Source organism: Streptomyces capparidis (assembly GCF_054782095.1).
Genome location: NZ_BAAGTD010000004.1, coordinates 86,752 through 110,744, shown reverse-complemented (window position 1 = coordinate 110,744; position 23,993 = coordinate 86,752). Strand labels below are relative to the sequence as shown.

The 23,993-nt window shown below is 72.9% G+C and carries 25 protein-coding genes; 11 read left to right on the top strand and 14 right to left on the bottom strand.

Annotated elements, in window-relative coordinates; genetic code table 11:
- Positions 1 to 7 precede the first annotated feature (7 nt).
- Positions 8 to 601 (bottom strand): hypothetical protein, encoded by a 594-nt coding sequence (locus ACYVO2_RS05245; RefSeq protein ID WP_461006395.1) that lies wholly within the window; start codon positions 599 to 601, stop codon positions 8 to 10.
- A gap of 79 nt (positions 602 to 680) precedes the next feature.
- Complete coding sequence (locus tag ACYVO2_RS05240; RefSeq protein WP_461006394.1) at positions 681 to 1,325, bottom strand: TetR/AcrR family transcriptional regulator; 645 nt, start codon at positions 1,323 to 1,325, stop codon at positions 681 to 683.
- 132 nt (positions 1,326 to 1,457) lie between these two features.
- Here ACYVO2_RS05240 and ACYVO2_RS05235 point away from each other — a divergent pair, with 132 nt between their 5' ends.
- Positions 1,458 to 2,501, top strand: coding sequence for a hypothetical protein (locus ACYVO2_RS05235; RefSeq protein ID WP_461006525.1), 1,044 nt, complete (start codon positions 1,458 to 1,460; stop codon positions 2,499 to 2,501).
- A 33-nt stretch (positions 2,502 to 2,534) separates the two neighbouring features.
- Here ACYVO2_RS05235 and ACYVO2_RS05230 read toward each other — a convergent pair whose 3' ends face one another.
- From ACYVO2_RS05230 to ACYVO2_RS05220, 3 genes are all read right to left on the bottom strand, one after another.
- Positions 2,535 to 3,371: an alpha/beta fold hydrolase gene (locus tag ACYVO2_RS05230; RefSeq protein WP_461006393.1), complete on the bottom strand. Its 837-nt coding sequence runs from the start codon at positions 3,369 to 3,371 to the stop codon at positions 2,535 to 2,537.
- Complete coding sequence (locus ACYVO2_RS05225) at positions 3,368 to 3,961, bottom strand: TetR/AcrR family transcriptional regulator (protein WP_461006392.1); 594 nt, start codon at positions 3,959 to 3,961, stop codon at positions 3,368 to 3,370. Before ACYVO2_RS05225 ends, ACYVO2_RS05230 begins: the two co-directional genes overlap by 4 nt.
- A 317-nt stretch (positions 3,962 to 4,278) precedes the next feature.
- Complete coding sequence (locus ACYVO2_RS05220) at positions 4,279 to 6,306, bottom strand: HelD family protein (protein WP_461006524.1); 2,028 nt, start codon at positions 6,304 to 6,306, stop codon at positions 4,279 to 4,281.
- A gap of 272 nt (positions 6,307 to 6,578) precedes the next feature.
- Between ACYVO2_RS05220 and ACYVO2_RS05215 the strand changes: the two genes are divergently transcribed.
- Both ACYVO2_RS05215 and ACYVO2_RS05210 read left to right on the top strand, forming a co-directional pair.
- Positions 6,579 to 6,857, top strand: coding sequence for a hypothetical protein (locus ACYVO2_RS05215; protein ID WP_461006391.1), 279 nt, complete (start codon positions 6,579 to 6,581; stop codon positions 6,855 to 6,857).
- Between the two features lie 5 nt (positions 6,858 to 6,862).
- Positions 6,863 to 7,012, top strand: a complete 150-nt coding sequence (locus ACYVO2_RS05210) for a hypothetical protein (protein ID WP_461006390.1) — start codon at positions 6,863 to 6,865, stop codon at positions 7,010 to 7,012.
- 260 nt (positions 7,013 to 7,272) lie between these two features.
- Here the strand turns inward: ACYVO2_RS05210 and ACYVO2_RS05205 are convergent, their stop codons facing one another.
- The 3 genes from ACYVO2_RS05205 to ACYVO2_RS05195 form a co-directional block, all read right to left on the bottom strand.
- Entirely contained in the window at positions 7,273 to 8,694 is a 1,422-nt protein-coding gene (locus tag ACYVO2_RS05205; protein WP_461006389.1) for a non-reducing end alpha-L-arabinofuranosidase family hydrolase, read from the bottom strand.
- 302 nt (positions 8,695 to 8,996) lie between these two features.
- Positions 8,997 to 9,548, bottom strand: a complete 552-nt coding sequence (locus ACYVO2_RS05200) for an EF-hand domain-containing protein (RefSeq protein ID WP_461006388.1) — start codon at positions 9,546 to 9,548, stop codon at positions 8,997 to 8,999.
- A gap of 199 nt (positions 9,549 to 9,747) precedes the next feature.
- Positions 9,748 to 10,107, bottom strand: coding sequence for a DoxX family protein (locus ACYVO2_RS05195; protein ID WP_461006387.1), 360 nt, complete (start codon positions 10,105 to 10,107; stop codon positions 9,748 to 9,750).
- A 376-nt stretch (positions 10,108 to 10,483) separates the two neighbouring features.
- Between ACYVO2_RS05195 and ACYVO2_RS05190 the strand changes: the two genes are divergently transcribed.
- A complete protein-coding gene (locus tag ACYVO2_RS05190) occupies positions 10,484 to 11,332 on the top strand; it encodes a LysR family transcriptional regulator (RefSeq protein WP_461006386.1) in 849 nt (282 codons plus the stop codon).
- Positions 11,333 to 11,780: 448 nt separating this feature from the next.
- Complete coding sequence (locus ACYVO2_RS05185; protein WP_461006385.1) at positions 11,781 to 12,473, top strand: DUF6624 domain-containing protein; 693 nt, start codon at positions 11,781 to 11,783, stop codon at positions 12,471 to 12,473.
- 176 nt (positions 12,474 to 12,649) lie between these two features.
- Here ACYVO2_RS05185 and ACYVO2_RS05180 read toward each other — a convergent pair whose 3' ends face one another.
- Together ACYVO2_RS05180 and ACYVO2_RS05175 are read right to left on the bottom strand one after the other, a co-directional pair.
- Entirely contained in the window at positions 12,650 to 13,054 is a 405-nt protein-coding gene (locus ACYVO2_RS05180) for a hypothetical protein (RefSeq protein WP_461006384.1), read from the bottom strand.
- 269 nt (positions 13,055 to 13,323) lie between these two features.
- Positions 13,324 to 14,064: an SDR family oxidoreductase gene (locus ACYVO2_RS05175; RefSeq protein ID WP_461006383.1), complete on the bottom strand. Its 741-nt coding sequence runs from the start codon at positions 14,062 to 14,064 to the stop codon at positions 13,324 to 13,326.
- A gap of 96 nt (positions 14,065 to 14,160) precedes the next feature.
- Here ACYVO2_RS05175 and ACYVO2_RS05170 point away from each other — a divergent pair, with 96 nt between their 5' ends.
- From ACYVO2_RS05170 to ACYVO2_RS05155, 4 genes are all read left to right on the top strand, one after another.
- A complete protein-coding gene (locus tag ACYVO2_RS05170; RefSeq protein WP_461006382.1) occupies positions 14,161 to 14,721 on the top strand; it encodes a TetR/AcrR family transcriptional regulator in 561 nt (186 codons plus the stop codon).
- Between the two features lie 130 nt (positions 14,722 to 14,851).
- The gene (locus ACYVO2_RS05165) at positions 14,852 to 15,361 is read left to right on the top strand and encodes a metal transporter (RefSeq protein WP_461006381.1); all 510 of its coding nucleotides are present in this window, start codon (positions 14,852 to 14,854) and stop codon (positions 15,359 to 15,361) included.
- Between the two features lie 59 nt (positions 15,362 to 15,420).
- Entirely contained in the window at positions 15,421 to 16,551 is a 1,131-nt protein-coding gene (locus ACYVO2_RS05160) for a sensor histidine kinase (RefSeq protein WP_461006380.1), read from the top strand.
- Positions 16,551 to 17,219 carry a response regulator transcription factor gene (locus ACYVO2_RS05155; RefSeq protein ID WP_461006379.1) on the top strand — a complete coding sequence of 223 codons (669 nt, stop codon included), beginning with the start codon at positions 16,551 to 16,553 and terminating at the stop codon, positions 17,217 to 17,219. Before ACYVO2_RS05160 ends, ACYVO2_RS05155 begins: the two co-directional genes overlap by 1 nt.
- Before the next feature lie 82 nt (positions 17,220 to 17,301).
- Here the strand turns inward: ACYVO2_RS05155 and ACYVO2_RS05150 are convergent, their stop codons facing one another.
- The gene (locus ACYVO2_RS05150) at positions 17,302 to 18,327 is read right to left on the bottom strand and encodes an ABC transporter permease subunit (protein ID WP_461006378.1); all 1,026 of its coding nucleotides are present in this window, start codon (positions 18,325 to 18,327) and stop codon (positions 17,302 to 17,304) included.
- Positions 18,324 to 19,235 (bottom strand): ABC transporter ATP-binding protein, encoded by a 912-nt coding sequence (locus ACYVO2_RS05145; protein ID WP_461006377.1) that lies wholly within the window; start codon positions 19,233 to 19,235, stop codon positions 18,324 to 18,326. Before ACYVO2_RS05145 ends, ACYVO2_RS05150 begins: the two co-directional genes overlap by 4 nt.
- A gap of 464 nt (positions 19,236 to 19,699) precedes the next feature.
- On the opposite strand from ACYVO2_RS05145, the gene ACYVO2_RS05140 reads away from it, so the two are divergent.
- Positions 19,700 to 20,767, top strand: coding sequence for a helix-turn-helix transcriptional regulator (locus tag ACYVO2_RS05140; protein WP_461006376.1), 1,068 nt, complete (start codon positions 19,700 to 19,702; stop codon positions 20,765 to 20,767).
- 319 nt (positions 20,768 to 21,086) lie between these two features.
- Positions 21,087 to 21,377, top strand: a complete 291-nt coding sequence (locus ACYVO2_RS05135; protein WP_461006375.1) for a hypothetical protein — start codon at positions 21,087 to 21,089, stop codon at positions 21,375 to 21,377.
- Between the two features lie 262 nt (positions 21,378 to 21,639).
- On the opposite strand, the gene ACYVO2_RS05130 is transcribed toward ACYVO2_RS05135, so the two are convergent.
- Both ACYVO2_RS05130 and ACYVO2_RS05125 read right to left on the bottom strand, forming a co-directional pair.
- Entirely contained in the window at positions 21,640 to 22,365 is a 726-nt protein-coding gene (locus ACYVO2_RS05130) for an N-acetyltransferase (RefSeq protein WP_461006374.1), read from the bottom strand.
- Complete coding sequence (locus ACYVO2_RS05125; RefSeq protein ID WP_461006373.1) at positions 22,362 to 23,801, bottom strand: pyridoxal phosphate-dependent decarboxylase family protein; 1,440 nt, start codon at positions 23,799 to 23,801, stop codon at positions 22,362 to 22,364. The genes ACYVO2_RS05130 and ACYVO2_RS05125 overlap by 4 nt, the downstream gene beginning before the upstream one ends.
- Positions 23,802 to 23,993: the final 192 nt, after the last annotated feature.

Genomic DNA, 23,993 nt, shown 5'->3' with positions numbered 1-23,993 from the left:
CGGTGCTCTACGCGTCGGCGTCCGAGGCCGCGGGGCCGATGCGGAGGACGGCGGCCTCGCCCACGACGCCGACCACGTGCAGGCGCAGCTTGTTGACGGTTCCCTTCGAGCCCGCCTCGCAGGTCAGGTTCATGAAGCCGGGAGAGTCCGCCGACGGGCCGACGATGCCCATCTCGCACCCGCCGTCGGAGGAGTACTGCGACTGGATCAGCGGTGCGATCAGGGTGACCGTCCGGTCCTCGACCCCGGTCACCTGGAGGTGCCCGACGCCGGACCGCTCCGGCACCGGCACCGTGGCCCCCTGGGTGACCCGGACCTCACAGCGGCCGTCCCGGCACAGCTCCGTCTTCGCGCCGTCCGCCGGGGTGGGCAGCGTCGGCTCGGGCGACGGGCTGGGGGACGTGGGGACGGCCGAGGGCGTGCGGGACGCGGACGCCGACGGCGACCGGTCCGCGCCGTCGGAGCGCGCGCCGTCGGAGCTGTCGGAGCCGTCGGCCCCGTCGGCCCCGCACGACACGAGGACGGCGGCCACGGCTGCGGACAGCGCGGCGCGGGCGAGGCGGCGGGAACGGGCGGGGGCGGCGGACGGCAGGCGGGTCATGCGCTCAGTCAACCCCGCCCGGTCCGGGACCGGTCCCGGTCGCGGTCGCGGTCCCGGTCGCGACGACCGGAGCAGGTCCCTACTGGGCTGACGGGCCGCCCGCCGGACCCCGGCCGTGGACCAGCGGCAGGAACACCTCGTCGACGATCTCGGCGAGGACGGCGTCCGGCACGGACGGGGCGCCGCGCGCCAGGTACTCGTTGCGCAGCAGCGCCGTCGGCGTGGCGGCGACCCGGGGGTGCAGCGCCTCGGGTGCGGCCTCGCCGCGGGCCACGGCCCGGCCGAGCAGCGTCAGCCACGCCGCCTGGCACGCGTCGCCGCCCGCCGCCGGGTCGCGCCGCAGCTCGGCCAGGAACTCCGGAGTGCCGTCGGCCGCCGCGATCAGGCCGCGCAGGATCTCCCCGTACGGCGATGACCAGGTGCTGTTCGCGCGCCGCAGCATCTCCAGGGCGTCGCCGCGCAGCGAGCCGGTGTCCGGCGGCACGGTCCGGGCGGCGGCCAGGCGGCGGTACGCCGCGACGCCGAGCGCGAGGCGGTTCGGCCAGCGCCGGTAGAGCGCGTTCTTGTTCGTCCCCGCCCGCCGGGCCACCTCCTCCATGGTCAGGCCCGCGACGCCGGACTCCTGCAACACCTCGGCCGCCGCTCGCAGGATCGCCTCCTCCAGCACCGCTCCGCGCCGCCGCGTCGCCGCGGCCTGCCGCCGCTCCTGACCGGCCTGTGCCACCGCCCGTCCCCTCTCGCTCCGCGCACCGAGAACCACGGTACGCATCGTACGCCTCGGACACGTGCGGGCCCTGCACCATTTCAGTGTTACGGTACGGTCAGTACCGTATGGCTTGAGAAGATGGGACCTACCGTGCGCGTCCTCGGCATCACCTACGACACCGGCTTCACCTCCGCGGGAACCACCACCCGCGAACCCTTCGACCCCGCCGCCGTCCGCCGCGAGATGCACGTCATCCGCGACGCACTGCACTGCGACGCCGTCCGCGTCACCGGGGGCGACCGCGACCGGCTGGAGACGGCCGCGCGGCACGCGGCCGACGCCGGACTGGAGGTCTGGTACTCGCCGTTCACCAACGGCCTCACCCAGCGGGAACTCCTCGACTTCCTCACCGACAGCGCCGAACGCGCCGAACGGCTGCGCCGTGCGGGCGCCGAGGTCGTCTTCCTCACCGGCTCGGAGATCTCCCTCTTCACCACCGGCTTCCTTCCCGGCGACACCCCGCAGGAGCGCACCGCCGTCCTCGCCGACCCGCAGCGGCTGAGGGCCGCCCTCCCCGGCCTGCCCGCCCGGATCAACACCTTCCTCGACGAGGCGGTCGCCGCGGTGCGGGCCCGGTTCGGCGGCCGGATCGGGTACGCCTCACTCCCGTTCGAGGGCGTCGACTGGGCGCCGTTCGACATCGTCGCCACCGACGCCGGCTACCGCGACGCGCAGACCGCCGACCGACTGCCCGACGGCCTCCGGGCGCTGACCGCACACGGCAAGCCGGCCGCCGTCACGGAGTTCGGCTGCACCACCTACCGCGGGGCCGCCGACGCGGGCGGCCGGGGCGAGGCGGTCGTCGCGTGGGACGACCGCGCCCGTCCCGCGCGGTTCACCGCCCCCGTCACCCGCGACGAACAGGAGCAGGCCGACTACCTGCGCGCACTCCTCGACACCTTCGACCGGTCCGACATCGACGCGGCCTTCGTCAACACCTTCGCCCGCTACGACCTCCCGCACTCGGACGACGACGACCGCGACTTCGACAAGGCGTCCTTCGGCATCGTCAAGGTCCTCGACGGCGGCCGCGCCGGCACCGCGTACCCGGGCCTGCCCTGGGAACCGAAAGCCGCCTTCCACGCGCTCGCGGAGTACGGCCGCGCCCGAGCCGACGGCACGCCCCCGCGGTAGGTCGGCCGTCGGACGGGGGTTCGACGACGGGCCCTAGGCGCGGAGGGTCTTCCGGAGGAGTTCTCCGAACTCGGCGGGGTGGGTGGTCGAGCCGGTGTGGCCGCCGGGGAAGTGCCGGAGTTTCGTGCCGAGACGCTCGCCGAGGGCGGCGGCCGAGCGGTGGGGCAGCTCGCCTCGGGAGTCCTGGCCGCAGGCGAGCACGAGCCGGTCCGACAGCGCCCTGAGCCGCTGGACGTCCGGGGCGTAGGCCATGAAGCTCGGTACGATGCGCCCCACGAAGTACGGCAGGTTGGCCATGGTCCGCTCGGCGCGCGCCGCCGCCTGCGGCGGCAGCGACACCTCGGCGGCCGACTCGGCGGTGTCGCCGTCCTTCCTCAGCCCGGCGGCGAACACGGCCATCGCCGGCATGAGCCCCTGTGCGCGGAGCGTCTCCTGCACACGCCCGATGAGCGCGCGATGCCGGGGGGCGTCCGGCAGGACCTCCACGACCGGCGGCTCGTGCGCCACGACGCGTTCGAGGCGTTCGGGGTGGGCGACGAGCAGGTGCAGGGCGGTGATCGCGCCCGAACTCGCGCCGAACACCCGGGCGGGCTCACCGGGCGCCAGCAGTTCCAGCATGCGGAACGCGTCGTCGGCGTGCTCGGCCACGGTCTGCTCGGCGCCGGGGTCGTCCAGTGTGCTGCGGGACATGCCGCGCGGGTCGTAGGTCGCGACGGTGTATTCGGCGGCGAGGTCGTCGGCGAAGCCGTCGAAGGAGGCCGCGTCGCCCGCTCCGCCGGAAATCAGCAGCAGGAGCGGGCCCTGACCGCGCACTTCGTAGTGCAGGGTCGCGCCGTGCACCCGCAGGCTGCCGAGGGTCGGGGCCGTCATGACGAGTCTCCTTCTCGGGACGGGGGCCAGTGCTCCAGGAGGCTGTGCAGGGCGTCGAGGGCGCGGACCCAGGACTGCTGCGACGAGCGCTCGTGCGCGAACCCGCCGGCGGCCTCCAGAGCGACGAACCCGTGGAACGTGCTGCGCAGCACCCGGACCGCGTCGGTCAGGTCGGGCTCGGTCAGCCCGTAGCCGTGCAGCATGCCGTAGGTCAGCTCGACCGCCCGCCGCGGACCGGGCGCCCGCGCGGCCAGCTCGGGGTCGATGCGGATCGGGGTCTGTGTCGCCGTGTAGCGGCCCGGATGGGCGTGGGCGTACCCCCGCCAGGCGTTGGCGAACGCGACCAGCGCTTCCTTGCCGGCCCGCCCGGCGGTCGCCTCCGCGATACGGATGGTCTTCTCGTCCGCCGCCAGCAGCGCGATCCGTCCGCGCAGCTCCTCCAGGCCGCTGAGGTGCCCGTACAGGCTCGCGTCCTTCACACCGAGCCGCCGCGCCACCTGCGACATGGTCACCTGCTCGAACCCGATCTCGTCCGCCAGCTCGGCCCCCGCGACCGTCACCCGCTCCACCGTCAGCCCTGCCCGCGGCATGCGCTCTCCCGTGCTCCTGGAGCTTCCTAGTACCTCTAGTTATAACCTAGGGTTCCTAGGAAAGTCAGCGGAAGGCATCCTCACCCAAGTCCCGCCGCGATCCGGGCGACGTGTCCGATCGACTGAACGACCGGCTGTCCAATGAACGACAGGCTGACCGAGTTCGCCGTCGTCCGACCACAGCCTGTGGCGTTCGCAGATCGCCCTGCACCGGGCCGAACCGGGAATTCCGGATTGCACCCGAGGGGCACCGCCTTCCCGGGCCGGTGTGTGTACCGCGCCGGGTGCGTCCCGGCGACGACGCGGGCGCCGAGTCGTCAGGCGGGCTGGGCGGTGATGGTGCAGAGGCGCTTGGTGGCCCGGGTCAGGGCTACGTACAGGTCCCTTTTCCCACCGGGGCGGGCCGTGACGATTTCTTCGGGGTCCATGACGACGACTCCGTCGAATTCCAGGCCGCGCGCTTCGGACGCCGGCACGATGCGCGCGTGGTGAGCGACGCCCTGGGCCGTCAGCTCGCTGACCCTGGTGTCCGCGCAGATCACTCCCACAAGCTCACCCGGGTGCGCGGCGCTCTGGGCGCGGAGTTCCTGGACGACCGCGGTGACCAACCCGTCCGGGGGCGTGGTCACGGTGCGAGGGCTGTCACCGCTCCGCAGTGACCGGGTGGGCTGCTGGTCCGGGGCGATCCGCGTGAGCAGGTCCCGGACGCTCTCCAGGATCTCCCGCGTGGTGCGGTAGCTGACGGTCAGATTGTGCAGCTTGAACCGCGGTCCGACGTGCGGGCTCAGTGCTTCCTTCCAGTCGCGTGCTGTCGCGACCGGACCTGCCTGGGCGAAGTCACCCACCAGCGTCATCGCCCTCGCCGGGCAGCGGCGGACGATCATCCGCCACTGCATGGCGGTCAGTTCCTGCGCCTCGTCGACGACGACGTGCCCGTACGTCCGCTCGGGAGGGCCGTCGACCAGGCTCGCCGCCTCGTCCAGCAGCGGCGCGTCGGCATCGGTCCACGGGTCGTCCGGACCGCGCAGCAGAAGGGACCGCTCCTGCGCGGTCAGGCGGGGCAGGTGCTCGGCGAGGGCGCCGGCGTTCGTCAGGAGCGCCCTCACGAGGTCATCGGGTAGCAGCCGCGGCCACAACACCTCGACCGCTCGGTCGACTCCGGCGTCGTCGAGGAGATCGGCTCGGATGGCGTCCAGGTCCAGCTCGTGGACCGGACCCGGGTCGGCCGCACCTTCGGCACGGCGCCGGTCGGCTCCGGTGAACCGGTCGAGGTCGATGCCCGTCATCCTTTCGGCATCGGCGTCGATCCGCTCCAAGAGGTCGCCCATGTCTCGTCGCATCGCGTCGGTGACGGCGTCGACCAAGAGCTCTTTGAACACCCGGCGCGCGGGGTTGTGTCCCGGCGCGGCCGCCACGGCGGCGTCGCGTGCCGTGGCGACTTCCTCGCCGGACAGGTGAACCAGTTCCTGTCCGACCCGCACGGTGAAGTCACCGGCGGGGGCTTGGTGGACGCGCAGCAGGCCGGCCAAGGCGTCGGCGAGGTCGGAGCCGCCCTTGAGGCGCGCCGTATCGAACGGGTCCACCGTGTCCGTGGGAACTCCGGCCAGTTCCCGGCAGGTCGCCAGAACGACGTCGTTCTCCCCGAGCGAGGGAAGGACCCGGGAGATGTAGTCGAGGAACCGGGCGTTCGGGCCCACCACCAGGACACCCTCCTCCGCGGCGCGGGGGAACGCGTACAGGACATAGGCCGCCCGGTGCAGGGCGACCACCGTCTTGCCGGTGCCGGGCCCGCCCTGCACCACGGTCACCCCGCGGTGGGCGGAGCGGACGATCGCGTCCTGCTCGGCCTGCAACGTCGCGACGGCCGCGCGCATCCGGCCCGTACGCCGTGCCGACAGAGCCTCGGTCAACGGGCCGTCCCCCACGACGTCCTCGTCGGTCGGAGCGGTCCCGTCCAGCAGTTCGTCGCTCACCGAGACGACCGTGCGCTCCTCGAGGCGCAGGTGCCGGCGCCGCCGCAGGCCCATCGGGTGGACCGGTGTCGCCTCGTAGAAGGGCCGCGCCGCGTTCGCGCGCCAGTCCACGAGCAGAGGCAGGTCGTCCTCCTCCGTGTGCAGTCCGATCCGCCCGATGCGCAGGGCCGTGCCATCCGTCCGGTCGATGCGCCCGAAGACCAGACCTTTCTCGGCGCCCTCCAGCCGGCTTATTTCCTTGGCCAGACGCTCGGCGGCGATTTCTCTCTCGTGTGCCTCACCGGCGCTGTCCGCCGGGGCCTCCAGCACACTCGCTCGGTGTACTCGCGCCTCGGAAAGCCGCTCGGCGAGCAACTCGTACAAGGAGGACACATAATCCTGCTCCGATGCAACCGCACGCACAGCGGGATCATTCATTTTCGACAACAGGGGGCTCCTTCGATTCGAGCCACACCATACGGTCAAGGTTCCCCGAAGATAAGTCTTGACTTGCCCGGCGAGGTCATGTCCTCACGACTGAATGCATGGCGGCCGGCCGTATCGCGAATCGCGTTTTTCGCCGTTCCGTGTATCGCTGATTGCGCTCCCCTATTCCCGTATGTCTCATGGGCGAGCCGGCTCCCGGATGCCGGCGTTTTTTTGCCGTGGACCTGGCCCGGCGGTGCCCGCCGCTGAGCGTCATCGGACCGCCCTCGCCCGGAAGCAACGCCGAGGACGGCATCGGCCGGCGGGCCGCGGAGGTGCAGTCGGCGTGGGGCCTGCACAGCGAGCTGCGGATGCTGCTGCGCGCGTTACGCGCCTACGTCACGTCCGTGCCGCTGCGGGAGCCGTCGGCGGCCCTGCCGCCCGGCGTCATCACGGTGGGGGCGGACCACCGGGTGCGGGGGGCACCCCCGAGGCGGACGCGTGGATCCGCAGCCTGAGGATGATGACGGCGCACTGCGACTTCCGGGGGATGACGCAGGCGTTCGCGGACGAGGTGGCGCTCGCGGCCCGGCAGCCGCCCGGCGAGTGGCGGTGGCGCCACCCCGCCGGGGCCTGCGGTCGTGAGGAGCTCGTGGCGCTCGTCAGGAGGTGACCTCATCCGGGCCGGGTCACTCCTGAAGTACGCCGCGACCGTACGCCCAGAGCCGGCGAGCGGATCTCCGGTGGGGTCATCGGGGCTTCGATCCATGCCCACGATGCGAGTGCGTGAAAGAGAGGAACCCCAGCCGGCGCGCGGCTGGGGTTCCTCGAGGCGGTGAGTGTCGGTCAGCGGGTGGAGTGGCCGGCGCCGTGAACCGCTGGTCCACGCGTCGGCGGACCGCACCACATCGCGGTCACCGAGGGTCGGGCGGGTCAGCGTTGCAGGGTGAGCACGCCCGGCCGGTACGGCAGTTGTATGTAGGGGGCGCCATCCGATGAGGGGGTCCTGCCCTGGTAGAGGAACTGGAGGTTGCAGGGGTCGATGGTCATGGTCTGGTCGGGGTTGTTGCGGACCAGGTCACCGTGGCTGATGTCGTTGGTCCAGGTGGCACCGCTGTTGGCCTTGCCCGCGAAGGGGCTGCTCTCGCTGCCGGCCTGGAGGGTCCACGGACCGTTCAGGCTGGAGGCGGTGAACGAGCGGAAGTAGCGCCCGTTCGCGCCCATGGCCTCGACGATCATGAGGTACTGGTTCTGGCCCTGGACCCGGTAGACCTCCGGAGCCTCGAACAGTTTCTCCTTCGTGTCGCTCATGACCGTGGTGTACGACGAGCCGAAGCTGCTGGGGAAGTTACCGATCGGCATGGTCGACTTGTAGATCTTGCCGAGGTCATCGGCGAAGAACAGGTACATGTTCTGGTCGTCGGCGATCAGGGTCGGGTCGATCGGGCCGCCTTCGGGGAGGCTGCCGGTGAACAGCGGCTGCGGGGCGGACCAGCCGTTGGGGTTGGTGGGGTCGCTGGACGTGCGGTAGGTGAAGGGCCAGGCGGTACCCCACCCGTTCGAGGCCAGCACCCAGATGTTCTTGGGCGCGAAGTAGAACAGTTTGGGCGCCACCGCCAAGCCCTGGTTCATCCCGGTCTGGGTGGCCGTCGCCATGTCCGACCAGTTCGTGAAGGGATTGAAGGCCATCGTGCCCCACGACGTCCCGTCAGAGGTGGTCGCGTAGACCAGGCGCTTGCCGTTGTGCGTCACGGCGGTGAAGTCCTTCAGCGCGACCCAGCCGTTCGACGGCTGCGCCAGCGGACCGGTCGAGCTCCACCGGTATGTCGACGGAAGAGCACACGTGCCGCCCGTCCCGGACGGGCCGGTCCACTTCTGGTTGCTGCCGCCGTTGCACGCCCAGAGCTGCACCGCCGAGCCGTTGGCCGTGGCGCCGCCACTGACGTCCAGGCACAGCCCGGACTCCACGGCGACGATCGTGCCGTCGGCGTTCACCCGCCACTGCTGGTTCGTACCGCCGTTGCAGGCCCAGATCACCGGCCGGGTACCGGCCGTGTTCGCGTGGCCCGGAACATCCAGGCACTTGTCGCCGTACACGGTGAGCTGGTTGTTGTCCGTCAGCGTCCACTGCTGGTTGGTCCCGCCGTGGCAGTCCCAGACCTGCACGTTCGTGCCGTCGGTCCGGCTGGCGTTCGGCACATCGAGACACCGGCCGGAACCGACACCGCGCACGGCGCCACTGGTAGCCGCCTGAGCCGGGGTGGCGACGAGCATCGCCGCCAACGCGGCCAGGGCCGCGACGGCGGCCGCGAGCGCCGCGGATGGACGGCTGCGGCCGAAAGGTGTTCTGCGCATGGGGACCTCGTAATCCTTGAGCAAGCGGTTCAGGTTGACCGATCGGAGTGCTGTCCGGACTTTCGTTGCGGTGCGGTCCTGGAGCGTTCGGGATATCGAACAATAGTCGGAGTTTCGACCAAATGGATCATAGAGACCCGGTGAACGGCGTCAATACCTCGCGCAGGATTCGCGAGCGAAACGTTCGCAGGCCCAGACCAGGCAGCTTCAACGGCGACGGCCGCCCGCTGGAGCGAACTCCAGGGGCGGCCGTGGAAGGCGCGCGGTCGTCGAGGACTCCGGCGACCTGGGAACGGGTGGGGTCAGAGGTGTCCGAGGAACAGGCTGCCGGGCGCGTCCGGGTCGTTGGACAGGAAGTGCTCACGCACCGCGCGGATGAACTCCTGCCGCGAGATCGCGCCGTCCCCGTCGGTGTCCAGCTTGGTGAAGGAGTCCATCGCGTCGGGCGCCTGAACCCTCCACACGTCCCTCAGGCAGCGGGCGAACTCGTCCCTGCTGATCTCGTTGTCGCCGTCGACGTCGATGACGTCGAAGATCACATGGCCGCCGCCCTCGGCCACGTTCAGCCGGCTGGTGTCGATGGCCGCCAGGCGGGCGGCGGTGACGAACTGCTCCTTGGTGAGCCGGTCCCCCTCCGCGCCCGCGTGCCGCAGCAGCTCCAGCCAGTAGATCTGGCAGAAGGTGTGCAGCGCCCTGGCCCGGCGGTCGTCCTTCTCCAGCCGGTAGGCCTCGACATAGCGGTCGGCGAGCTTCTGGTAGTCCGTCCAGTCCAGGTAGCCGTCGTGGTTGGCGTCCATGGTGTCGAACTTCCGCTCGAGCTTGGCGGTGATGACATCCTGCACCGGAATGGCCATGGCGAATCCTCCCGTGATGTGTCTCTCGCGGCCCGACCAGCCTGAAGCAGAACCATCCGAGGGAATATCGAACAACGAATATGACACCCGATTTAGTGATGATCTGCCGCGGAACTTGCCGCGCGCGGTCCGCGGCAGCCGGCTCTGCTGGACGCCCCCGGCGCCCGCCGGCCCCCGCCGGCCGTTCCCGGCTGCTCGATCACAGCCCGGTGGCCAGCCAGATGGTCACGGCCGCGGTAACGGTGAGCCCGGCGTTGAGGGCGATCCGGCGGTCCTCGCCGATCAGGTGGACGGCGATCGCGCCGGCCTGTAGGAGTACGAAGCCGATGGCCGCGGCCAGTGCCAGCGAGGGAGCGATGCCGGTCAGCGGGGGCAGGATCAGGCCGGCCGCGCCGAGTATCTCGACCGTCCCCAGCGCCCTGGTGGCAGGCATGGGTACCCGGTCGACCCAGGCCATCATCGGTCGGAGTTCGTCGCGGCCGCGGAGCACCTTCAGCGTGCCCGCGTAGAAGTAGAAAAGCGCGAGCAGTCCCGCGACGATCCAATAGGCGATGTTCATGGTTCCCCGTTCATGGGCCAGAGGTTCACGGCGGCCCCTCGATTGCGTCGCTTGCCGGAAGAGCCGTGGCGAAGGATCGGTCCGTCGTCCGAGGGACCCGGACTCCGAAAGGCGGCAGCGTCATCGCCCTGCCGGTCGAAAGGAGGGTGGCCGGGCCGTGGGCGTGCCGTCGGCTTCAGGAGAGGTCGGCGGCGGGCTCGGTCGCGTAGCGGCTCATCGCGTCGATGTCGCCGGGACCCACCACCGATACGGCGGGGGCGGTCCGCGGCTCGCTGGTCCTCGCTTCTTCGGTCATGCTCACCAGTGCACCGCCGGGGCTCTGCCAGTGTCCAAGACCCATCCCGCCGCGCCGATACCTCATGGGTATTGTTGCAGCGTGGAGCTACGGAGCCTGCGCTACTTCGTGGCGGTCGCCGAGGAACTCCACTTCGGCCGGGCCGCCACCCGACTGCACATGAGTCAGCCGCCGCTGAGCCGGGCGATCAAGCAGTTGGAGGCCGAGGTCGGGGCCGCGCTGCTCGTCCGCTCGCCCACGGGGGTCACGCTCACTCCGGTGGGCTCAGTGCTGCTCGACGAGGCACGGACCCTGCTCGCCCACGCCGACCGCGTCCGGGAACGCGTGAGCGCGGCGGCCGGCGTCACGACCATCACCATCGGCATCCTGGGCGACGGCACCGACCCGGGAGTGGCCAGGCTGGCCGCGGCCTACCGCAGCAGACACCCCGGCATCGACATCCGCGTCCGCGACACCGATCTGACCGACCCGACGTGCGGGCTGCGCGCCGGACTGGTCGACGTCGCGCTGACTCGGTCGCCGTTCGACGAGACCGCCCTGACGGTGCGTGCGCTGCGGACCGATCCGGTCGGCGTGGTCCTGCGCGCCGACGATCCGCTGGCCCGCCGCGACGGACTGCGGCTGGCCGAGCTGAGCGACCGCCGCTGGTTCCAGTTCCCGCAGGGCACCGACCCCATCTGGCAGTCGTACTGGAACGGCGGCAGGCCGCGCGAGGGCCCGGTGGTGCGCGCCGTCCAGGAATGCGTGCAGGCCGTGCTGTGGAACGGCACGGTCGGCCTGGCCCCGCTCGGACACGACCTGCCCGCGGAGCTGGCCGTGGTGCCGCTGATCGACATGCCGCCGAGCCGAGTGGTGGCGGTGTGGAACGAGGGTGACACCAATCCGTTGATCCGATCCTTCACCGAGATCGCGACAGCCGCGTACCACTGACCACCGGCAAGTGGTGGACATCTGTTTGTTGCTCTTCGGGCTGTGGCCCAGTTCCTGTGGTGAGATGGCCGCGCTCTGTCAGCCGCTCGGTGGCAGGTGGATTGCGATACCTGTGCCCCCGTCGTCGACCGGGCACCGCGGACGCGCAGGCCCGACGGCCTCGGGCCCGGCCCCCCACTGCCAGGGGGCAGGCCCGTGCGGCGGCTGGCTGCCACCCAGCTCTCACCGGCCTCGCGGGCGGCCGGGTCCGGCCGGTCCAGCGGCTCGGACCGCTCGGCATCGAGCACAGGCTGGCGTGGTGCTGCGTCGCGTGATTCGCTCGAGGCGAGACCTGGGTTCGCGCGCGCTGGTCGTCGTCCAGTAGCGCGGCCGGCATCGCCGAAGCGTCCCCGGCCGGTCCCGTGCCGTGCCGCGCAGCAGCGCACCGAAGCACGACCAAGGAGTGACGATGGACCGTGACCTCGCCGCCGAGCTTCACCGCCGCGCGGAAGCAGACCAGGCCGCCCGTCACCGCATGCTCAAGACCGGCGACGGAGGCGATCTCAGCCGGATCGACACCGACAACACCACCTGGCTCAAACAGGTCGTCGCGGAGCACGGATGGCCGGGGATCGCGCTGGTCGGCGAACAGGGGGCCGGCGAGGCGTGGCTCCTCGCCCAGCACGCCGTCCACGACCCGGCATTCCAGCGCCAGGTGCTCGACCTCCTCCGGGACGCTGTCGAAGCCGGGGACGCCCTGCCACGCCACCTCGCCTACCTCACCGACCGGGTCCTGGTCCGAAGCGGTGAGCCGCAGGTGTACGGAACCCAGTACACCAGCGACCCGGACGGCGCGAACCTGCGCCGACACCCCGTCACCGACCCCGACCGGCTCGACGCCCGGCGCGCCCGGATGGGTCTGGGCCGGCCGCGGAGTACGACCGGCACATACGCGACCACTACACCCGGAAAAGCACCTGACCCCCATTCGCAGGCGGGGCAGAGGTGTGCGCGCACTGGCCCGGCATCGCGGCGACGCCGTCCGTCCTGCGCCCGGTTTCCGCCGGTCAGCGGGCGCACAACCCTGGCGGGCTCCGTCGTTCGAGCCGGGTTTCGGTTCGGGTGCGGGATCCTCTCACGCGTCGGCAGTTGCCCCCGCTGAATGCCGGTGCGCCGGCACACAGCCTCGCGTCGCGCCTCCGCCCCGGGGGGGCCGGGGGCGGGAGGGCACTCCGGAGAATGTCCGAGACGCCGGATGCGCAGCGCATCCGAGCCGCCCGGCGGGCATGCCGCCGGCTCCCTCCCGCCCCCTGCTCAACCCGCGTTCGACGACGGACCCTACGCCACGCCCGCGGCCCAGCGGCAGTTCTCGCGGTTCTCGCCCCAGTACTCGCAGACCTCGACGTACACGCGCGTCCCGTCGGCGAAGTAGTTGGTGGCCCAGGAACGGCACTTGCCGTCGTTGGACGGGTCCTGGAAGGTGTAGTCGACGAGGCCGTCCGGATTGCTCGGCGGGGATCCCTGGAGGTACGCCTCGATTCCGCGGCCGTCGGTCCAGTTGTCACACACGGTGATCTTCTCGTACGACGGGTATCCCTCGAGGTCGGCGTCGAAGAACACCGCGCCGGTGCGGGTCTCCGTGTACAGCCAGCCGACGTTCTCCGGAGGCGCGGCGGCCGCCGGCGGGGCGGCTCCGAAGATCACTGCCGCCGTCACACCCGCCAGCAGGCTCAACCGCCTCATGAAACGCGGTACAAAACGCATGTGTAGCCCTTCACCCCGTTGGTTGGTCACGATCGACGCGACCGGCTCGCATGCTATACATCGCATGTCCGCGGCAGCCACCTTTTCGTCCGTTGGACGCCGTTCAGCTCACGGACCGACCGCGGCCACTCCGCGTTCACCCGACGTGCCGGGCAGGCTCCGAGGTCGCCACGCGTCACGCCGCACCTCCGCGGTGGTGGAGGGGTCCTGACGGCGCGGCGGCGGGTGGCGGCGGACGGCTGGGGCTGTCATGCCTGGACGGTGGGGCGGACGTTGATCTCGCCGATCTCGACGTCGCCGGGCTGCTCGATGGCGAAGGCCACCGCGCGGGCGACCGCCGCCGGAGGGATGCCCATCGCGTCCATGGCCGTGCGCGTCCGCTCGCGGATGCGCGGGTCCGTCATGGAGTCGGCGAGGTCGGTGCGGACGTATCCCGGCGAGATGGCCGTCGTGCGCACCACCCCGTCGGTGGACTCCGTGCGCAGCCCCTCGTGGACGGTGCGCACCGCGTTCTTGGTCGCGGCGTAGACAGCCATCGAGGGGGACACGGACAGGCCGGCCACGGAGACGATGCTGACCAGGTGGCCCGCCCCTTGCTCGCGGAAGACGGGCAGCGCGGCGGCGACGCCGTTGAGCACGCCGCGGAGGTTGACATCGATCATGGCCGACCAGCTTTCGGTGTCGAGGTCGGCCAGGGGGCTGATGGGGGCGATGCCGGCGTTGTTCACCAGGACGTCGATGCGGCCGTACCGGTCGGTGGTGGTGGAGACCAAGCGCCGCAGGTCCTCGGCCTTGGTGACGTCCACAACGCAGGTGGCGGCACGGCCCCCCGCCTCCCGGATGTCCTGCGCTATGGCGTCGATGCGCTCGCCGCGGCGCGCCGCGAGGACGACCGCGGCGCCGCGCCGGGCGAGCAGGCGGGCCGTGGCTTCGCCGATGCCGCCACTGGCTCCGGTGATGGCGACGGCCTTGGGGTGGAGAGAGAGCACTGCTGCCTCCAAGTAAAGTGGACACGTGTCCGGATGCCTGGCCCACCCTACCGGACACGTGTCCACTTGTTGTAGGCGGAACGTCAGGAGAGGCCCATGAGCGCGTCGGCACGCCGTTCGGACGCGGTGCAGAACCGGACCCGCATCGTGGAGGCCGCCCGCTCGGCCCTCGCCGAGTCCCAGCACGTCCACCTCAACGAGATCGCCAAGCGCGCCGGCGTGGGACAGGGAACGCTCTACCGGCACTTTCCCAACCGCGAGGCGCTCCTGGCCGAGGTCTACCGGCGCGACGTCGAGGAACTCGTGAGCGCCGCCTCCGCTCTGCTGGCGGAGCACGAACCCGTGGAAGCCCTGCGCCGCTGGCTCGACCGAGTGATCGACTACGCCGAGATCAAGCGCGGCGTCCTGGCGGCGCTCGAGCCGGCGGCGTGGCAGGACCTCGTCGCCGACAGCCGGAACCCCATCGAAGGCGCCCTCGGTCATCTGCTGGACGCCGGGAAGGCGGCCGGTTCCATCCGTACGGACGTGGACGCCGACGGGGTCCTCCTGCTCATCGCCTACCTCGGCCGGCTGGACCGGGATCAGTGGGAGTCAACGGCACGGCCTTTGATGCACGTGATCCTCGACGGTCTCCGCCGGCAGGACGCGGACTCGTAGGTTCCCGCGAACCGGTCCGGAGTGCGGCTCCGTCGGCGCTGTTCCGTACTTTCGGCCGGTACGCGGCGCGCTTGCGCTTTCTAGCCTGGGCGGCATGGATACCGGGGATCGGCCGGCAGGGCCGGCTGGGGTGGCGTTGAACATCGGGCTCGGTGTCGTGTTCGCCCTGGGGATCGTCTTCACGGCGTGCATGCTCGCGGTGAGTTGGGGCGGCGCCTCCTGGGCGTTCGGCTCCGCCGTGTCGGTCGTCGTGGGCGGTCTCGCGCTGGCGCGTGAGCGGTGCAGGGCGCCGGCCGCGGTCGCGGGCCTGGCCGTGTCGGCCGTCGCGGTCACGGTGTCCGTGGTCGCCGGGGACAGGCTGCCGCAGGAGCCCGCGCCCGTCACGGCGCTGGCGCTGTCGGTGCTGGTGGGCTCCGCGATCAGAGGGCTGCCGAGGGCGTCGGCCGCCGGGATCGCCGCGGGCGGGGCCGTGGTGACCGGGGTCACCTGGCTCGAAGGATGGACCGGCGTGACGGGCCTGGCCACGATGGGGATGGCCGCCGCCCTCGTGGCGGGCCCGGTGCTGCGCGGCCTCGACCGCGACCGGCGCCCCGACGCCCCGGCGCCGCGGGCGTCCCGGGCCGGCCTGCCGCGGTCGTAGTGCCCGCGGCCTTGCCGGACGGCGCGGAGCACGGGCGCGGAGTGGGTGATGTGATCAACGTGACCAGGTCGGACCGATGGGTCGGGGTCGTCTCCACCGTCGGGCTCGGCACGGCGTTCCTCTCGGCGATCGCCGTCCAGGCCCTCGCCCTCGCGCAGACCTGGGGCGCGGCGTCCTGGGTCCCCGGTGGCGCCGCCGCCTCGGTGGTGTGCGGGCTGGCGCTGATCCGCCATCGGGAGCGGACCTGGACGGCGGTCGCGGGTCTCGTCGTGGCCCTGCTGGCGGTCCTCGTCCCGCTGCTGCCCGGCACCCGGCTTCCCGCCGGGCTCGGCCCCGCCATGGCCCTGGGCCTCGCGGTGCTCATCGGATCCGCGGTCCGGGCTCTGCCGGCGGTACGGGCCGGGGCCGTCGCGGGCGCCGGGCTGCTGGTGGTAGCCGTCCAGTTCGCGGCCCGGCCGATGTCGGCGGTCCTGGTCATCGCCGCGGCGGCCTGGCTGGCCGCCCTCGGGGTCGGGCTGTCGCTCCGCATGCTCGACGGCCGGGCGAGGGCCACCGCCGAACGGGTGCGCCGGGCCGAGCGGCTGGAGCTCGCCCGGGAACTGCACGACATCGTGGCCCACCACCTCACGGGGATGCTGATCCAGGCGCAGGCCGCCCAGGTGGTCGCGCGGCGGGCCCCGGAGCAGGTGCCGGACTCGCTGACCGAGATCGAGGCCGCCGGCACCGAGGCCATGGCCGCGATGCGCCGCGTCGTCGGGCTGCTGCGCGACACCGACGACGCGGCGCCCGCCTCGCCCGGCCCTGAGGGCCTGAGCGCGCTGGTCGAGCGCTTCAGCCGCCGGGGCCCGAAGGTGCGCCTGAGCATGCCCGACGACGACACGCAGTGGCCGCCGGAGGTGACCAGCACCGTGTACCGCATCGTCCAGGAGGCGCTGACGAACGTCCTGCGGCACGGGCGGCGCGCCCGCCGCGTCGAGGTCACCGTCGGCCGCCGCGCCGACGCCGTCACCGTCGAGGTCGCCGACGACGCCCCGCCGAACCCCGCGGGGTCCCCTCACCGCGGGGGCTACGGTCTGATCGGCATGCGCGAACGCGTCGAGACGCTCGGCGGGTCGCTGAGCGCGGGTCCCCGGCCCGGCGCCGGCTGGTCCGTGCGGGCGACCCTGCCCGTCCCCCCCAGGGAGCTGTGATGGCCATCAACGTCCTGCTCGCCGACGACCAGGCGCTGATCCGCCGCGGTCTGCGGCTGATCCTGGAGGACCAGCCCGACATCGCCGTCGTCGGGGAGGCCGAGGACGGCGCCGAGGCGATCGCGATGGCCCGGCGGCTGCGGCCGGACGTGTGCCTGGTGGACATCAGGATGCCCAAGCTCGACGGCATCGAGGTCACCCGCGCGCTGGCCGGCCGGCAGGTGGCCGATCCCCTGCGGGTCGTCGTGGTCACCACGTTCGACCTCGACGAGTACGTGTACGGGGCGCTGCGCGGCGGGGCGGCGGGGTTCGTCCTCAAGGACGCGGGGCCCGCCCTGCTCATCGAGGCCGTCCGCGCCGCGCACAACGGCGAGGCGCTGGTCTCGCCCTCGGTCACCCTGCGGCTGCTGAAGCACCTGAACGGGACCGGGGCGGCGCCCCGCGGCCGGGCCGGGCAGTCGCCGCGGCTGTCCGCACGCGCGCTGGAGGTCGTGCGGGCCATCGCGCGCGGTCGCACCAACCAGGAGATCGCCGCCGAGCTGTTCATCTCCCTCAGCACGGTCAAGAGCCACCTGTCGGCGATCCAGACCAAGCTCGGGGCGCGCAACCGGACCGAGATCGCCGTCTGGGCCTGGGAGAACGGCATCGTCGAGAGCGGCTCCGAGTGAGCCCTCCGGCTCCCACGGGAAGGGAAGGGGCGCCGCCGGGGAACTCCCGGCGGCGCCCGGACGGCCCGGGGCGGGGCGGGGGTCAGCCCGCCCGGCGCCGGATCCGCCACAGGCCGAACGCGGTGAGCACTCCGCTCAGCGCCAGATAGATCCCGGTCTCCAGCCACTGGAACGCCCAGTAGCGGCTCCTGGGGTGGTAGCGGACATCCACATGGAGGTCCAGCTCGGCCAGGCACACCGCCGTGTCGCCGAATGTGCCGCCCGCGCCGGTCCTGGGCGGGCTGTCGAGGCAGGCGTTGAACCGGGCCCCGTCGAGGGTCCTCCCGTCCGCGGTGCGCAGCGGGCTGGTGTCGGCGATCCACGCGCCGGGCGCACCCGGCACGTGCACGCCCCCGATGACGGGGCCGCCGCGGATGTCCCCCAGGCTCTGCGCCTCGTTGATGGTCTCGGCCGTCATCGGCAGCGTGGCCTTCTCCGGGGGCATCAGGCCGGGCCGCACCACGTTGGGGAAGAAGAACTGGAAGGCGAGGAAGACGACGAGCGTCACCGCCATCGCGGGCAGGGTCCGGCGCAGCAGGAGCCCGACGACGGTGCCGAAGGTGAAGGCCAGCGCGGCGTACCCGAGGGGGGCGATGTTGCGCGCGCCGAACACGAAGGTGCTGAACTCCTCCCCGACGACCTCGTCGAACGGGTGGGCCGCCCAGGTGAGCAGGGCCGCGGACGCGCCCGTGAGGGCGATCGCGGCCAGGCCGACGAGCGCGACCTTGCTCAGCAGCCAGCGCGGCCGGGTGACGCTCTGGTTCCACACCAGCCGGTGGGTGCCGTTCTCCAGCTCCCGGGCGACCAGCGGCGCGCCCCAGAACGCGCCGATGACGGCGGGGAGCAGGCCGAGCCCGGCCGCGAGGAACAGCAGCGTGTTCTGGTGGGCGCCGCGGAACCGGCTCCTCGCCCGGGCGCAGTCGGCCACACCCCGGCAATGGGCCTGGTAGAGCTCGTAGCCGTCGCGGATGTCCGCGCCGAGGTACAGCAGGTAGACGGCGGCGACGGCCAGCGCGCAGGCGCCGGCCAGTGCCTGAACGCGGAACTGCCGCCAGGTCAGCCACATCATCGCGGGATCCCCCGCCCCGGGGTCTCGACTCCCGCGGCGGGCACGGCGGCCGCCCGGGTCAGGTAACCGAGGACGAGCTCCTCGAGCGAGACGGGCTCGACCGGGTACGGCAGCGACGCGGGCGGGGCGCCGGTGCGCACGACCGCGCCGCCGGGCTCCGTCGCGATCACCTCGACCCCGGCGGGCAGCGGGCCGAACCCGCCGCGGGGCGCGGCCAGTCGGGCGTGCCGGGCCAGCAGGTCCCGGGTGTCGCCGGCGAGCTGCACCCGGGAGTCGCACAGCACGATGAGGTAGTCGCACACCTGCTCGATGTCGCCGAGCAGGTGTGAGGACAGCACGGCGCTGGCGCCGAGCTCCAGCACGAACTCCATCAGGTTCCGCAGGAAGCCCCTGCGCGCCAGGGGGTCGAGCGCCGCCGCCGGCTCGTCGAGGATCAGCAGCTCGGGCCGTTTGGCCGCCGCGACGGCCAGCGCCAACTGCGCCCGCTGGCCGCCCGAGAGCCGGCCCGCCCTCTGCGCGGGGTCCAGACCCACCTGGCGGATCCGCCGCTCGGCCAGGGCCTGGTCCCACGCCGGGTTCATCCTCGCGCCGAGCCTCATGTGCTCGGCCACGGTGAACGAGCGGTACACCGGGGTGTTCTGCGCGACGAACCCGACCCTGGCCAGGTGCGAGGCGTTCGCCGCCGGGCGTGTGCCCAGCACGGTCAGCGAGCCGGACGTCGGCTCGCTCAGCCCGCAGGCCAGGTGCAGCAGGGTCGATTTGCCGGCCCCGTTCGGGCCGACCAGGCCGATGACACGGCCGGAGGGGATGGTGAGGTTCACGTCGCTCAGGGCAGGCCTGCCGCGGCGGCGGTACTTCTTCGTCAGGCCCGCCGCGTGGAAAACCGGAGGGGATTGCGCATTCGGCATGCGCTCAGCCTGGGATTTCCGGGTTCTGGCCGGCATCGGCCCAAAGCACGGTTCCGTTTTCGGCGGCCGTACTTTCGACCGGCGGCCGGCTCGGCGGCCGCCGGACGCGTGGTGCGGTGGCCCGGAGCCGGGAGCCGAGCCGGGCGCCGGCGGGGACGAGGGGGATGGCCGCGGTGACCCGCACGGTCACTCACGTCGGTCTGGACGACGCTGCCACGGACGCCCGGCAGGTGTCGGTGCCGGCACGGCTCGGGGCCGTACTCGCGGACGGCCGGACGTCCCCGCGCGGTGACGGGGACGAGGGGGGCGACGGTGAGGTCCGCGGCGTGGCCGGCCGCTCCGCCGCGGGCCGGGACCCGCCGGCCGGCGGGCGGCGTGTCCACCGCGGTCCGGGGCGGTGCGGGCTCCCTGAGCCGTCACCCGCCCGGTTGCCGCGGCCGGGCGGCGCACCCGACACTGGGCGGGTGACCGAGGCGGCGGATCGGGTGGGACGAGAACTGTCCGCGGTGCTGGGGCAGGGGGCGAACGGGGACGAGTTGGGCGAGGCCGTGTCACGGGCTGTCGCGCCGTCGGTGCCGCACGACGCGGTGACCCTGGTCGCCACGAGCCCCGCCGTGGGTTTCGGCGTCCCGGCCTTCAGCTTCTGGCACGGCGTCGAACCCGACATCGGCCGGGCCCTGATGCACCGTTTCTACGCCGGTGAGGGCCTCTGCCCGCCGCAGGCGCTCGCCCGGCGCCCGGTGCCTGTCGACATCGCGCACTTCGGGGCCGGGAACGCCGCGGCACCCGGAGCGCGGGAGTGGCCGGCGGAGGGAACGCTGGCGGCGTTGGGCGTCGGCGGCGAACTGCGGCTGCTGCTGCGGGACGCGCGCGGGCCCTGGGGCATGCTGGGCCTGCTGCGGTCCCGAGGCGCTCGGCCGTTCGGCGAAGCCGATGCGCGGCGTGCGGCGCGGTTGGTGCCCGCGCTGGTGTCCTTCCTGCGCGGTTACGTGCGCCAAGGCCCGCTCGTCCCCACCGTTCCGGCTCTGCCGCCCGGCGTGGTCGTCCTCGGCGCCGACGGCGCGTTCCGCGCGGGCACGCCCCAGGTGCAGCCCTGGGACGAGCAGTTCCGCGGCCGGGTCCCGGTGCCGCAGTGGGTCGGCGAATCGTTCCTCACCGGCCTGGCCCTGTACGCGCGCCGGCAAAGCCACCGTCCGCGGACGGCCGCTCCTGCGACGCTGATCGGTCCCGCGGCGGTGTACGGCCGCTGGGTGGCGTGCCAGGCGCAGCCTCTCGACGGCGACGGCCGCGGGGACACGGCAGTCGTGGTGCACGCGGCGGCCGGCGAGCACCTGCTGCCGTCCTTCTGCGACTGGTACGGCATCACGGCCCGTGAGCGAGAGGTGGTTCGCCATCTGCGCGAGGGCACCGCGCCCAAGCAGATCGCCCGCTGTCTGGGCGTGTCCGGGCACACGGTCAACGACCACATCAAGGCGGTCCTCCGCAAGACCGGTGCCGACGGCCGCGACGGGTTGCTGGCCGCGATCTCCTGACTCGGGCGGACCGCGACGCGCGCCCGCCGCGCCGGGGTCCGTCACCTGGCGGTCGCGCCCCAAGGCGGTCCGGCATCCCCAATGTTCGGGATGTCCCGCATGCCGCTGCGCGTGCCAGTCTCACTGCCGTCGGGCCCGTACGCGACGACCGCGCCGGGCAGTGGCGGATACGAACGAGAGGACGTGCTGTGCGAAGCTTCCTTTCCTCCCGGCGGAGACGATGGGCCACCGCGACGCGCGCTGCCGGATGCGCTCTCGCCGCCGCGGGACTGGCCGTCACCGCCGATGTGTCAGCGGGTGGGCCGCCGAGCGAAGGGCGGTGTCGGTCGCCGGTTGGGAGGAGCGGGAGAACTGCGCCGCGCGCATCTTCGCCCAGCCTGTGGCCGGCGGGGCCCAGGTCGGCCTCCGGATCTGGGATCCCGACGGCTGGCGGCTGCTCCCGGGCGATGCGGCGCCCTGGCTCGGCGGCTCGGGCTACCAGGGCATCACCACCCGGCCGGTGGACCTGAGCGGCGTGGACACCGTGTACGTCCAGGCGATCTTCGGCAAGCACGACGGGAACGGGCAGTTCGTCCGGCTGGACGACATGACCCTTCAGTGCGGCCCCTGAACGAGGGGACAGGGGCGGTGCGAAGGGTCGGATGACGGGCTCGCCCGCGTGCGGCACCTACTCGTGGTCGCCGAGACGGCGCAGGACCCGGGCGGGGGGACGCGCCCGCCCCGCCGGGGTCCACCGGCGGGGCGGGGTCGCGCTCCCGTGAGCCGGGCGCCGCCGGCTCGGCGGGCGCGGGGTGGTCCGGAGCGGCGGGCGCGACGGGCCGGCGGGCGCCGTGTACGGGCACCCGGTCAGCCACGGGCGCAGCACGGCGCTGTCACGCGCCGGCCTCGTCCAGGGCCGCTAAAATGAGCGGGAGCCGCGGGTGCGCGGCGATCTCCTCCGGCCTGATGAACAGCGGGGTCAGCACCGCCTCGCTGTCCGGGAGCGGGATCGGCTCCCCGACCGGGGTGGCGCCCAGGCGCTGCCACAGTGCCGCGCTGGAGTCCGACGACGCCTCGCAGTAGATGCCCAGCTTGCGGGTGTGGACGTAGCGCAGCATCTCGATGGCCAGTCGCAGCATGGCGCCCCGGGTCTGGGCGCCGGGCATCACCGCGGCCATCGCGCCGTGCACGTGCGGCGGCAGATCGGGCGGGTAGTGCGCGTCGAGCACGTCGATCAGGTGGAGGCAGCGTTCGGCCGCCGGTCCCGTCATCGCGACCACCTCGGCGCGGAAGGCGCGCTCGTCGTCGCCGGTGAGGGCGACCGTACGCGTCCACGGCTCCCAGACCAGCGCCGCGTCCCCGCGGGCCGTCATCACCGCCCGGCCCTCGTGGTCGACGATGAACCGGGTCCAGGCGCGCATGAAGCCGTGGATGTACGTCTGCCGTTCGGCCAGGTCCCGCGGCACCATCCAGGTGATGACCGGGTCATCCATGAAGGCCGCGGTCAGGACGCCCGCCGCCTGTTCGAGGGTCTCGGGGCAGTTCACGTCGTGGACCGGGGTGAGTTCCGGCAGCACGAACCCGGTCGGCACCTGCCGGGGCGCCGGGGTCGCTGTCATCGTGTCTCCTGTGGGTGACGGCCGAGCTGCTGCTCGGCGCGGTGGGTGGCCAGGAACGCGGCCACGGCCGGTTCGGTGGACTGCGGATCGGTGCGCCAACTGCACACCGACAGGCGCACGGCGCTGCTGCCCTGCCACTGGGTCGGGGTGACCCAGCAGGTGCCGTCCGCGTTCAGCCGGCGCACCACCCGGCGGGTGTGGTCCTCGTCGCCGACCCGCACCAGCACCTGATTCAGCCGCACGGGCGCCAGCAGCTCGATCCCCGGCTCCTCCGACAGTTGCCGGGCCAGGTGGAGTGCGGCATCGCAGGTGCGGTCGACCAGGGCGGCGACACCGTCGCGGCCGAGGTGGTGCAGCACTGCCCACAGCGTCAGGGCGCGGGCCCGCTGCGACATCTCCATCCGGTAGTCCATCGGGTCCCGCCCGGTCCGGGCGGTGGAGTGGATGTAGTCGGCGTGGATGTTCACCGCCTGCCGGAAGGGAGCCGGGCGGGCACAGAACGCCAGCCCGCAGTCGTACGGCGTGTTGAGCCACTTGTGACCGTCGCACGACCACGAGTCGGCGTCGGCCACCCCCTCCAGCAGCCGGCGTCGGCTGGGAGAGGCCGCCGCCCACAGGCCGAAGGCGCCGTCCAGATGGAGCCAGCCGTCGTGGGCGCGCACCACCGCCGCGGCCTCGCGCAGCGGGTCCACCGAACCGCAGTTGATGGACCCGACCTGGCCGCACACGATCAGCCCGCCGTGCGCGGCGGCGGCCTGGCGGCGCAGGTCGGCGATGTCCATACGGCCCTCGGCGTCGGCGAGCACCTGGCGGATCGCGCCGCCGAGACCGAGCAGCCGCAGGCAGCGCAGCACCGACACGTGCGTCTCGGCGCCGACCAGTACGGTCAGCGGTGGCGCGCCGGTCATGCCCTGCTCGTTCACCGCCCAGCCCGCGCGGCGCAGTTGGTGTTCGCGGGCCGCCGCCAGGCAGACCAGGTTGGCGGTGGTGCATCCGGAGGTCAGGCCCATCACGGTGCCGGTGGGCAGTCCCAGCAGGTCGGTCAGCCACCCTTCGCACACCTCCTCCGCCACCGCGGCCAGCGGGCTGAGGTCGTGGAAGACGGCGCACTGGTCCCACAGCGCGGTCAGCCAGTCGGCCGCGACACCGACGGGCAGGGCGCCGCCCACGGCGTAGCCGAAGCTGCGGGGCGCCCCGGAGGCCAGGGCGCCCGCCTCCCCGGCGCGCACGAGCCTGCGGACGGTGGCCGTCGGCGGGTGGCCCTCTTCCGGCAGGGGTCCGCCGAGCAGGCTGCCGAGCGCCTCGGGCTCGGACGCGCGCACGGGCCGGTCGTCGTCCAGGAAGGCGACCGCGTACCGGGCCACGTCGGCCAGCAGCCGCCGGTTCTCCTCCCGGGCCGCGCAAACCGCCCGGTCGGCCTTTGCATCCGTTGTCATCGCTCTCCCGCTCTTCCCCGGATCATCGCTGTCCGGCGGCAGGAAAAACGCTAGGCGGACACTTCACGTGGCGTCCAGGGAATCCCCGAAAGGACACAGGGGAAGATCGGAGCCGCCGGTGCGAGGAATTGAGCGGAACACGCTGCGGTGCGCCGTTGCCAAACACGCCGCCGAAAAGTAACGGCACCCAGC